The organism is Agathobaculum sp. TL06, from assembly GCF_054658635.1.
The window spans coordinates 1-12291 of the sequence record NZ_BAAGGY010000039.1 but is presented as its reverse complement, the minus strand read 5'-3'; the positions used below and the strand labels follow the sequence as shown (position 1 = coordinate 12291).

The following is a 12291-nucleotide window of genomic DNA, read 5'->3' as shown; positions in this document are numbered from 1 at the left end:
AGAAAAAGGTTCTCGCACTGGTGCTGGCGTTCGCATGCGCGTTCACCATGTTTGCCGGTGCGGCGTTCACGGATGAGGCGGACATTAAGGCCACCGACGCCGTGAACATGCTGACGGCGCTGGGCGTTATCGAGGGCAACCCCGATGGCTCTTTCAAGCCGGATGCAACCGTTACCCGTGCGGAAATGGCGAAGATGATCTTCGTTGTCCGCAACAACACCATTGATGATTCGGCTTACGAGAATAACTCCTCGAAGATGACCGACATCAGCAGCCACTGGGCCAAGGGCTACATCAAGTTCTGTGAGTCCCAGGGCATCATCGCCGGCTACGGCGACAACACCTTCCGTCCGGACGCGACCGTAACCGGCGTAGAAGCGGCCAAGATGCTGCTTGTACTGGCTGGCTACGACGCTGACAAGGCCGGTCTGGTAGGCCACGACTGGTCCACCAACACCCTGCGTTACGCTGGCTCCGCCGGCATCCTGGACGACGTAGGCTCCGGCCTGGAGTCCGGCCTGCCGCGTCAGTACGCTGCGCAAATGATCTACAACACGCTGGACACCAACCGCGTGAAGTGGTCCACCGACTCCGACTCCTTTGACGACGTCCTCAACGGCGGCATCAAGGAGACTGTCGGCTACGCTTACATGGGCCTGACCAAGTCTGTCGGCACACTGGTTTCCATTGACCAGGACGCGCTGACGCTGGTTCAGACCTCGTCCGACCAGCAGGAGAGCGATCCGGTTGACGCCGTTTGGGGCGCCGGTGCTTGGACCTACGGCTATGCGGACGAGTTCACCAAGGTTGACACCGACTACACCAGCCTGCTCGGCCAGAAGGTCAAGGTTCTGTTCAAGGACAAGAAGACCAATCAGGTTCTGGGCGTAGCGCCGCTGGGCGGCAACGAGATCATCACGGTCAACGCCAACCAGGTGGAGAAGGACGGCGACAAGATCAAGGTCGACGGCAAATCCTACACCATGGAGTGGTATAACGCTGGTACCAACACGACCGTTAAGGACGACATCGCGGTTTACCGCACCACGGTCGACGGCGCAGCAGTTGCTACCAACTGGGATTCCAACGACTTTGACAAGCGCAACCTCAAGCAGGATGCTTCCAAGATGACCTTCGTTGATTCCGACGGCAACGGCCGCCTGGACGCGGTTATCGTTGACGAGATCAATGTTGCCAAGACCTCTTATGTTGGTTCGAGCAGCGTGATCGTTGGCAACGAGTCCTATGACTTTGACGAGGAGAACATCGACGAGAACATCGCCAAGGACGACTGGGCGGTTATCTCCTACAACCGTTTCGACGGCTGCAAGGATATCGTCAAGGCCGATTCCATCACCGGCAAGCTGACCAACGTCAAGACCTCCAAGAACGCTGATAAGAACGAGTTCTATCAGTACATGATCGACGGCGAGTGGTACAACTCCGCTGTGCTGACCAACGGCACTGCCGTTAACTACAACAACACCGATATCAACAGCGCGCGCGCCGGCGACAGCGTAAGCGCAGTGCTGTACAACGGCGTTGTATTCATGATCAAGCGCACCTCGGATGCGAACGGCACCCTGACCGATGTTGCACTGGTCGTTTCCAAGGACGACGACAAGCTGGCGGGCAAGCAGATGAAGCTGCGCTTCTTCGACGGCTCCTCGCAGGTTGTTGACTTTGACACCGACTCCGAGCATCTGGCATGGACCTCTGTCAATGAGGGCGGCGTATACGCCTATGATATCTCTGACGGCGATTACATGATGGCCGCGCTGAACGACGAGGACGATTACTACAACGACTACACCTGGCTGAAGGGCGCCGCTGTGACCTACAATGGCTCCAACACCACGATCGGCAACCTGAAGATCGCGGACGATGCGAAGATTGTTCTGTGGACCCCGGGCGATTCCAAGGTCATCACCGGCAAGCAGTTCACCTCTACGATCGGCACGGCTGATATGCCGACCGCCGACACCTCTCTGATCGCTGCGTTCAAGGCTGAAATGAGCGGCCTGAACCGCATCGGCGCGGCTGCGTTCAAGGTTGCGAAGCTGCCCAGCTCGCTGATCACCAAGGACAACTACGCTTACATCACTGACGATGCAAGCTGGTCCCGCGTCAACTCCGAGATCACCTACACCATCTGGACCGGCAGCGAGAACGTGACCGTCCGCGAGGACCACACCAAGCTGAACGACCGCGTCAAGGGTACTGTGATCGGCTACAGCACGCTGGAAGACATTTCGGATTCCGACGTCAAGAAGATCAAGGACGTCAAGAAGATGGATATGGTCGCTGAGGCGGTTGAAACCGTAAACACCAAGCAGGACGAGTTCACCACCTATCAGGGCAACAGCTTCGAGATCGACAACAGCACGGTCGTTCTGTACGTTGACTCCGACGAGTCCGGCGACAAGATCGGCATGGAAGAGGCTGCGATCGAGAAGGCGCACAAGAACACCAAGGGCGACTATGTTGCGAACATCCTGACGTATGCTACCGGCACCAGCCTTGAGCTGCTCGTTGTGGATATCCGCGGCGAAGTTACCGACAGCCCGTATGTTGCGGATGTTTATGATACGGCTTCTCTGGTACAGCCGACCCTTTCGGCCAATATCACTTCCGCTGCGTTGAGCCTGACGACTGATGCAAATGGAAATGGCAAGGCTGAAGCGGATGATGTAATGAAGCTGAATGCCAACATTGCTACTGGATACAAGTTCAATGTCAAGCTGACTGGCGCTACTTTTGCCGATGGTAAGGCGGAAAAGGTTGTTACTGGCACCGGCGCTGCAGCTGATGTTGACACCGGTATCAAGATGGATAAGTCCGGTGACGAGATCGTAGTTGTATTCGAAGCGATGAACGTTAAGGCTGGCGATGTAACGCCTACCGCTCTGACTGCTGGCGCCGATAACAAGGGTACTTACAGCTTCACCGCTACGGTTGACAACAGTGTTCTGGCGGATAATGCCTTTATCGATCTGGGCAAGACTGTAAAGGTTGACGTAAAGGCAACTACTGCGCCGACTGGCGGAACCGACACCATCAGTGTTGCTTTCGGCGGCGAAACGAAGTCTGTTACCTTTGACACCACCACTTCTGCTAATGATGTGAAGTCGGTTGAGTTTACGGTTTCCTCCGCAATGGAAGCTGGCGATATTACGGTCACTTCTTCGACTGTTGCGGCGCAGGCTGCCAAGATTACCAAGGTGGAGCTTCTGACTGCTGACGGCTATGTGGCGACTACGGCAAACAAGTCTGATGCTAATACAGATGCTACGCAGATCCGCATCACTTTCGATCGCGCGATGGCGAGTGTTACTACTGTAGACACTTCTACAGGTACTAACTTTGTGCAGTCTGAGGCCAATGTAATTTCCAATGGTAGCTGGAATTCTGACAAGACGCAGATTACGTTTGATCTGGGTACTGTAGTAACGTCTGCATCGGGTTCTGATACTGCGGATATCACTTTTGGCACTGCTGTGAAAACTGCTGAGGGCGCAGGCATTGATGCCTCCACAGCGAAAATTGCAATTTCCATCGCTGATACGACTCAGCTCATCACTGCCACGGTTGGCGTAGCATAATCCGAACTGTTTCCGACATACAGTGGCAAGAAGAAAACCCCCTCTTTCGAGGGGGTTTTCCCTTTCTCGCTTAACGAAACGCCAGATAATAAAACGCAATCCCCTCGGCGTTGGGGTTGTTCGTTGCCCGCAGCTCAAAGCCGCCGGAGATAATACGGCTGAAACGGGAATCCGAGCCATCCTGTGTAATGACTGCGCCGCCGGTTCCGTATTCGCCGTAATCCATTGCCGCCTGCGGTGAAACAATGACCGCCCTGGGCGTGAAGCCGGTATAAACCGTGCGCGGGTAACTGCCGGTTCCCGTATAGGTGCCGATGTACAACTGGCATTTGGACGCCGCGGTGGTATTTGCGCTTTCGATGCGGCTTCCCAGCGCACTGTCCGCGGCCTCGCGCGCGGCAGTCTCCGCCGCAAGATCGGCCTGCGTGATTTTCGCGTCCAGCTCGGCGGCAAGCTCGTCCGAGAGCATCTCTCGGTCGATCGTGTCCCCGAACGTGTCCACCACGATGCCCTCCACCCGCGCCTCCAGCCGTGAGGCGTCGTCGCAGATTCCGTTGACCGCCTGCCGCAGTTCCTCCGGACTGCTGTCGAACCGCGCTTTTAACTCGTTTGCTGGTAGGCTCGGCTGGTCGGGCAGGTCTGTGATTTTGTGCGTGAATTGCGTGATCTTGTGGTCAGAAAAAGACATGGTTTCCTCCTTTTTGTCGGTGCCGCCCGCGCGCGTTCTTTGGACAGCGCGCGCGGGCGCGCGTGGGGCGGAGCCGCCCCGTCTGGTTTTTCATGTGCGGGGAAAGTAAGCAACCGTTATAATAGCCGAAAAAACGGAAAGCGCAAGGGCAAATACTTGCCCTTGCGCTTTTTCCCGTTTCTGCTATTCTGATAGACGCTTACTTTCCCGTGTCGGTGCAAACGGCGGGCAGGGAACCCCTCACGCGCGCGCCCGCGTGGTCAGAGGAACGCGCGCGAGGGGAACTCCGGCCGCCCCAAACAGAAGGAGGTTTTTCATGTCATTCAGCGATCATAAAATCACAGCGTTCCAGCACAAAATCACAGACCTACCCGACCAGCCCACGCTCGCGCCGAACGAGCTGAAAGCCCGCTTCGACAGCAGTCCGGAGGAGCTTCGGCAGGCAGTCAACGGAATCTGCGACGACGCATCGCGGCTGGAAGCGCGGGTGGAGGGCATCGTGGTGGACACGTTCGGGGACACGATCGACCGAGAAATGCTCTCGGACGAGCTTGCCGCCGAGCTGGACGCGAAAGCCGAACAAACCGCGCTGACCAGTGAGGCGCAGACCCGCGAAACCGCGGACAGCGCGCTCGACAACCGTGTTGCCGCGCTGGAAACCGCGGTGCCGGAAAAGTGCGAAATCTACCTCGGCACTTATATCGGCACGGGCGAGAGCACGACCCAGACCATCACGCTCGGCTACCAGCCAAAGGCGGTGATTGCCGCGGCGCGTTCATGGGAGGGCAACACCTACGAGCCGCAGATCGTCAACATGATCCTACCGAACGCGGATGCGCCCAACGCCAGTATCACCGCGACCGGCTTCACCGTGACCGGTCATATGAACTCCTCCCCCGGACAGGTCGCCAAGCAAAATCCATACCGGTATATCGTGTTCAAGTAATGCACAAAAGGGAAAACCCCTCTCGAAAGAGAGGGGTTTTCGTTTGAATCCGTAGGATAATTAAAGTGTCTGAGTGGTAGTAACCGTCAGCACATTGCCGTTCAGCGAAACAGATTCTACGGTAGCAGTGGCAATACCAGTTACTGCAGCTTCATCGATATCCGCATCGAACTGATAGTTGGTGGTATCGGTGAGTGTAATGGTAAAGGTAGTCTTGATGATATCGCCAGTGGCAAGATTCGACTCATCATCTACCGTAGACTCATCTTCATCCACCGTAACTGCAGAAACAGTAGCTCCAGCAGCGGCCGGCGTTGTAGTTGCGGTAAGTGCGGTGGCATCCGGATCATAGTCAGCGAGCGCACCGCCTGTAGTCGCTGCGGCGAAATTCGAGATTGCAACAGCAGTTACATCGTCCTTTGCAACCGTAAAGTCACGGACAACCGTCTTGCTGCCGATCGTCAGGGTCATAGTGTACTTGCCAGCAGCCGCAGACTGATCGTTGGTGATCGTAACGTTTATCAACGCCGCATCGTTAGTAGTAATCTGCGAGCCAGAGCCATCTACTACAACAGATGTAGTAAACTTACTGCTTGCATCAGCCTTGGAAGAATCAACGATGGATACCTCAGCGTAGTAGCCCTTCATGCCTTCCACGGTAGCGGAAAGGGTCTCCTCATCGGACGTTCCGCCATAGGTCATCGCATCGCCAGCCATATCCTTGGTTACAGTAACGCCAGCAGAGGTGGAAGTATTGTCCTCCTCGTCGTCATCATCGCCATCGTCGCTGCCGTCGTCGATCCAGTCGAACTTGCCGTTGTTGTCGATGATCAGGAGCTCAAGGTCAGCCTCGCCATCGACCACATCCTCGTCAAGGATAAATGCAACGTTGTCCATGTAATCGTCGTTAACATCCTTGTCAGCCTTGCGCAGCGTGGTCGAGCCGTAGGTGTACGGCTGGCCGATCTCGTCGTCGTCCTCGCTGGAGTCAATCACGAGTACCTTGGTGTCCGCGGTGACGTTCAGCTGGTCGTCGCCAACCGAGATGGAACGGGTGGCGGAAGCCTTGTTCGCACCTACCGCCAGGTCGCTCAGGTCCGGCGTCCTGTTGGTCACGTTCTTGAGCAGGCCGTAGCTGTCGTCAACATCCTGGATGTAGCCGTCAGCATCGATGCTGCCGTAGCCGATCACAGTACCCTTGGCGCGGTCGCTTGCATCGCCGTTTTCTTCGGTAACGCTCAGGTTCTCGGAGCCGTTCCACAGAGTGTAGGTAATGTCGCCGTTGTTGCGCTCAACCGCGTCCGCGGTGATGTAGCCGTAGTTATCGTTGGAAGTGCCGGAGATATCGCCGATGGTGTGGCCAGTTGCAACCTCAACAGAGGCCAGGCGGACACGGTCCAGGCCGTTGTAATCCTTGGTGAATACCGCGCCAGCGCCGCCGTTGTCTACCAGATCAGCATCGGAAGCCAGGTTGTTGAACTGCTTGCCGGTGATGGTCTTGGAGGAGCCGTTCTCGTCCCAAACAACGATCACTGCGTCATCCGCAACGCGCTTGTCGGCAATCTTGTTGCTACTGCCCAGTTCAACGTCCAGCTCATCAGAGGAGTAGCTGCCATAGATCAGGGTCTTGTAGCCGTTGTACTTCTGACCATTTTCATCACCGCTGGTACCGCTACCCTTCAGCTCTTCCAGCTTGGTAGAGCTGTCGCTGCCAGAAACCTTGTACGCACGGCCAAGCTCAGTGGCGCTGCCTGCGATGCTGTTATCATCGTCAATCGTGACAGTCTTGAGCGTGCCGTCGAAGTAACGCAGCTTGACCTGGTCGCCGTACAGGGTATTCGTGCCGCCGCCGCTGGCGTTACCGACAACAACCGCGATGTTGGTCGGGATAGCGCCCGTGCCGTCGTCGGTGTCAATGTTCAGGATAACGCCGTTGGCAACATAGGCCAGAACGGTGTCGCCCACAGATACATTGTCATAGCCGGTGTCGCTGTCCATGGTATCAATGTTGTACCAGGTGCCGGCGATCTCGTACTGGCTGTAGTTGCCGTTGGCCGAGGTCTTGTTCTTGCTGCCCTCCAGCTCGTCGGTGACAACGTCAGCCTTGACGATTTCCTTGCAATCCTCGTACATGCTGTAGGACATTACCGCGTAATCGTCCGCTACCAGCTCTTCGTCGATGATTTCATCGGCAAACTTGTAGGACTTGCCGGCAAAGGTGATCTTGTCGGAAGCAACGTTGGTCACTTCGCCGCCGATCTTCTCAAATACGATCGCGGTGTCGATCTTGTTGTTGCCGTCGGAGTCAACGAAAGTTACCTCAGCCAGGGAGGTGTTGCCGTTGGTGTCGTGATCGTTCGGAGCAGCGTCCTTGTCGAAGTAGGTGTATGCAACCGTGTCGGTTTCCACGCCGTCAACGCCGACAAAGGTCAGGTCGATCGACTTGGTGCTGTCTACAGAGTAGGAAGAGCCTTCAAACTTCAGCTTCTGGCCGTCCAGCTCAACGTTCTTCATCAGGGTGTTGTAAACGGTGTTGTCGGAAACCGCGTAAACGCCGAGGACATTGTTGGTCTTGCCATCCTTGAACATGACCTTGACCTTCTGGCCCAGCAGGGAGGTGTAGTCCTCGGAAACCTTGGTGAAGTTGACCAGGTCGCCGTTGCTGTAGTTACGGTCGGAGTTGTGGTAGTTATCAGAGTCGTAGTCAGCATCGATCTTGATCGTCAGGGAGTCGGTCTCGATCGAGGTCAGGGTGCCGTAGTCGTAGGACAGGCCCATGTAAGCGGAGCCGACAGTTTCCTTGACGCCGCCGTTGAGGATGTCGTCAAAGGAATCGGAGTCGGTGGACCACTTCACGCGGTTGGTGTCCAGCGTATTTGCGATCATCTGCGCGGCGTACTGACGCGGCAGGCCCTGCTCCAAGCCGGAGTTGACGTCGTCCAAGATACCGGCGGAGCCAGCGTAACGCAGGGTGTTGGTGGACCAGTTGTGGCCTACCAGACCAGCCTTGTCAGCGTCGTAGCCTGCCAGAACGAGCAGCATCTTCGCAGCCTCCACGCCGGTTACGGTCGCGTCGGGCTTGAAGGTGTTGTCGCCGTAGCCGGCGATGATGCCCTGGGACTCGCAGAACTTGATGTAGCCCTTGGCCCAGTGAGTGCTGATGTCGGTCATCTTCGAGGAGTTGTTCTCGTAAGCCGAGTCGTCAATGGAGTTGTTGCGGACAACGAAGATCATCTTCGCCATTTCCGCACGGGTAACGGTTGCGTCCGGACGGAAGGAGCCATCGGGGTCGCCCTCGATTACGCCCAGCGCCGTCAGCATGTTCACGGCGTCCTTGGCCTGGATATCGGCCTCGTCCGTGAACGCCGCACCGGCAAACATGGTGAACGCGCATGCGAACGCCAGTACCAGTGCGAGAACCTTTTTCTGATGGCGGGATACTGCACATAATGCAGGGAAAATTGCCGGAATATCTCAAAAACCTCACTTTATATGAATATTTTAAAAATCTCCCGTGTCGTCCCGAGATAAAACAAAGGCCAGACCATCCCCAACTCTGGTCATTTATACATCAGCCGTATCCTGCATGCCCACTTTCAAGCGCTTCCGTGCCGTAGCACCGAAAGGACAGGGATTTTCCCAGGCATCTGTGGTTCCCCTTTGTTCCGAAGTATGATAAAATATATCCGTAGAGAAAAGGATGTGGCTGAAGCCATATTCCATCGGGGCTTTTTCTGAAAGCGGGAACTGTGGATGTCTCAAGCGTATAGGGGAAGGATAATTAGAATGAAAGAAGCATTAGGAATAAATGTGGATGGATATTAAAAACCTTCATTATGCAACTGTCTTCTAATTTTTAAGATAATGGAGAGTCGTAAAATGAAAATCGAAAAAAACTGCGCATTGCTTGTAATCGATATCCAGCAGGAAGATTTTAAGGGTCTGCGGGAGGATAATCTGAACGACCCTGAGTGGGCGTGTATCCGTAACGCAAAGCGTGTATTAGATATCTTCCGGACAAAAAAGCTGCCCGTGATTCAGATTAAAGAAGTTCACCGACCGGACATGGTGGATTTTGGACGCGAGCTCGACGGTTCCGAAGGGATTCACTGTCTGGAAAATGTCCCCGACACGGATTATGCCAAATTGACCTATCCTATTGCAGGCGAATATCTGATATCCAAAAGGAGATACAGCGCGTTTTTCGGGACAGATCTGGAGATTCTGCTCAAGGGGCTTCGCGTGGACACGTTGTTTCTGATCGGAGGGCTGACCGACGTCTGCATCCACTATACGGCAGTGGATGCCCATCAGCACGATTACCATATCAGGGTAGTGACCGATGCCGTGGCCGGTTCCAGCGACGAGGCGCATCATTATGCGCTGAAAGCGATCCAATATATGCAAAGAGACGCCCTGCTCACTCTTGAGGATCTGGAAAAAGCGGACAAGACATAGAAAAGAGGGAATAAATATGGACAATCCAGCAACAAGGGTATGGCTTGTGACAGGCGCTGCCAAAGGGCTTGGCAGAGCGATCGTGAACGCCGCTTTACAAAACGGGGACCGTGTCATCGCCACGTCGCGGAACGCCTCTGGAATCCACATTCCAGAGGCATTCCGGAACAATGCGCTGTCCCTGCCGTTAGATGTTTCCTACAGGGACGAAGCGGCTTATCAGACTGTGGTGCAGGCCGGCATGGAACGTTTTGGAAGAATTGATGTGCTTGTAAACAACGCGGGTTTTGGCGGCATAACCAATTTTGAGGAGACCAGCGAGGCCACCATCCGCGCCATGTTTGAGGTCAACCTCTTCGGCCTGATGCGCGTGACAAGGGCGGTGTTACCAGTCATGCGGCGGCAGCGCGGCGGTCATATTTTCAATATCGCTTCCGCAGCGGGATACAGCGCCGGTCCGGTCCCCTATCATACTTCAAAATTCGCTGTGACTGGATTCTCCACCTCGCTTGCGTTTGAAGTGGCGCCTTTCGGCATCAAAGTGACGAATGTTGCCCCCGGCCTGTTCCGGACTGATTTTTATGGCAACGGGAAATGGGGGACCGAACCGGACTTCATGATCGACGATTATGACCAATGCAGATGGCAGACCGATTTCATCGCAAACGCCCGAAAGCACGAGCAGCCCGGCGATCCGGATAAATTAGCCGCCCTGCTGCTGAAAGTTGCTGGCTCCGCCGATCCTCCCCTGCATTTGGCAGTAGGCGAAGACGCGCCGGCTGTGCTTGACGCGTACTGCAGCCAAATGAAAGCGGATACGGACGCCTGGAGGGAGAAAGCGGTCCGTACCAGCTTCTAAGAAAGGGCTTTCCTGACAGTAAAGCAGGCGGCATGCGCCCGTAAGGGCTGCATGCCGCCTGCTTTGTTGCCGTTCTCCCGCGCGGTTTCCCGCCGGCTTTTTCTGACCAAGAGGGACAAATATTTACAAAAACGCATCCATCTGCAGAAAGCGACGGATATTGCGGTGCTTGATACCGTTTCTGCTTCGGTCGATCTCGTCCATGGTCACAACGTATTTGGGATAGTTGTCCGGTATGGCCTCCAGCGCGCGGAATTCCCGTTCCACGGTCTGCTCGTCCGCCAGAAGATAAGCGACTTGGACGTATAGCTTATCCGCGCCCTTCTGCGCGGCAAAATCGACCTCCCAGCCCTCGTTTTTCCCGACAGTCACTGTGTAGCCGCGCCGGAGCAGTTCCATATATACGATATTTTCCAGAACCTGCTGCACGTCCCGCTGATTATTCCCATAAACCGCTTCCCGCAGACCGTGATCTGTCAGGTATATTTTTTCCTGAAACTGCAGCAGTTTTTTGCCGATGATATCTTCTCGGGAGACCAGATGCAGAATACCGGCTTCCTTGCAGTATTCAATATAGTTGTAAAGCGTCTCCGGCGAGATCGTGCGGTGCTCGCTTTTCAAATATTTCTGGATGCTGGTGGCGGACCAAGTGGTTCCGATCCCCGCGATAAAATAGGTGAGAACCTTTTGGAACAGCCCGATATCACGGATCTTATTGCGCTGCGCCACGTCTTTGAGCAGGATGGAATCGAAAATATCGGTCAGATATTGCAAGGCTGCCTGCGGCTCGATCTGATACGCATAAATGAACGGCATGCCCCCATAGGTCAAATAGTGCAGGAAGGCTTCCGATTCCCCGATCGGTTTTCCCTGCGCCGCCAGAATATCCCGCACCTCCAAAAAGGAAAAAGGATACACTTTGATTTCGACATAGCGGCCCCCCAGATAGGTCGCCAGCTCTCCAGACAACAATTTTGCATTGGAGCCGGTGATATACAGGTCCACATCACAGTCGATCATCAGGGCATTGACCATGGTTTCCCAGGCCGGCAGCTCCTGCACCTCATCCAGAAATAAATATTTGCGCCCAGGGGTTTGCTGCACATACGCGGCAAGATAGGCGAAAGCATCGTCGGCGGTTTTGGAGAAAGGAAGCAGCTTGCTTTCAAAATTCAGCAGCAGCATATGTTCTTCCGGCCGTCCCTGCGCGACCAGTTCGTCGCGTATCAGCTCCAGCATAACGGATTTGCCGCAGCGTCGGATTCCCGTCATCACCTTAACGACGGGCTTATCAAAGAAAGGGCGAAGTTGTTCCATATATCGTTCCCGTTTGATCATGCGGATCTCCTTTCTTGAAGCAAAGCAATAAGCTCTCTATATAGTATACCGAATAATTGTATAATTTTCAATCATAGATTTCGGTATATCGAAATCTATAATTAGATATTTATTCTGATTACCAGTATAGCCATTAAAGTACAAGTTTAGCAATCCTGTACAAATAAAGAACAAAATTTTTTATGTGGAAAATAATTTTTCATCCTTGTTTCCGACAGAGACATCTGGAAAAAGCAAAAAAGCTTAGCCTCCAAAAAATGCGAGATATTCCGCTAACAGGATTATTTATGCGGAATATCGCCAAAAAAAGTACATATCTTCGCCATCAGAAAAAGGTTCTCGCACTGGTGCTGGCGTTCGCATGCGCGTTCACCATGTTTGCCGGTGCGGCGTTCACGGA

At 54.5% G+C, this 12291-nt stretch carries 7 protein-coding genes; 4 read left to right on the top strand and 3 right to left on the bottom strand.

Annotation, left to right across the window (positions count from 1 at the left end):
- The coding region (locus ACYQ3S_RS15130; RefSeq protein ID WP_459690173.1) for an S-layer homology domain-containing protein at window positions 1-3602 on the top strand (3602 nt) is incomplete at its 5' end.
- A gap of 70 nt (window positions 3603-3672) precedes the next feature.
- On the opposite strand, the gene ACYQ3S_RS15125 is transcribed toward ACYQ3S_RS15130, so the two are convergent.
- Window positions 3673-4290, bottom strand: a complete 618-nt coding sequence (locus ACYQ3S_RS15125; protein WP_459690171.1) for a hypothetical protein — start codon at window positions 4288-4290, stop codon at window positions 3673-3675.
- A 316-nt stretch (window positions 4291-4606) separates the two neighbouring features.
- Here ACYQ3S_RS15125 and ACYQ3S_RS15120 point away from each other — a divergent pair, with 316 nt between their 5' ends.
- Window positions 4607-5236: a hypothetical protein gene (locus ACYQ3S_RS15120; protein WP_459690169.1), complete on the top strand. Its 630-nt coding sequence runs from the start codon at window positions 4607-4609 to the stop codon at window positions 5234-5236.
- 60 nt (window positions 5237-5296) lie between these two features.
- Here ACYQ3S_RS15120 and ACYQ3S_RS15115 read toward each other — a convergent pair whose 3' ends face one another.
- Window positions 5297-8617, bottom strand: a complete 3321-nt coding sequence (locus ACYQ3S_RS15115) for an S-layer homology domain-containing protein (protein WP_459690167.1) — start codon at window positions 8615-8617, stop codon at window positions 5297-5299.
- A 498-nt stretch (window positions 8618-9115) separates the two neighbouring features.
- Between ACYQ3S_RS15115 and ACYQ3S_RS15110 the strand changes: the two genes are divergently transcribed.
- Complete coding sequence (locus tag ACYQ3S_RS15110; RefSeq protein ID WP_459690165.1) at window positions 9116-9694, top strand: cysteine hydrolase family protein; 579 nt, start codon at window positions 9116-9118, stop codon at window positions 9692-9694.
- A gap of 16 nt (window positions 9695-9710) precedes the next feature.
- Window positions 9711-10553 (top strand): SDR family NAD(P)-dependent oxidoreductase, encoded by an 843-nt coding sequence (locus tag ACYQ3S_RS15105; protein ID WP_459690164.1) that lies wholly within the window; start codon window positions 9711-9713, stop codon window positions 10551-10553.
- 123 nt (window positions 10554-10676) lie between these two features.
- Here ACYQ3S_RS15105 and ACYQ3S_RS15100 read toward each other — a convergent pair whose 3' ends face one another.
- Window positions 10677-11891, bottom strand: a complete 1215-nt coding sequence (locus ACYQ3S_RS15100) for an ATP-binding protein (RefSeq protein ID WP_459690163.1) — start codon at window positions 11889-11891, stop codon at window positions 10677-10679.
- Window positions 11892-12291 lie beyond the last annotated feature (400 nt).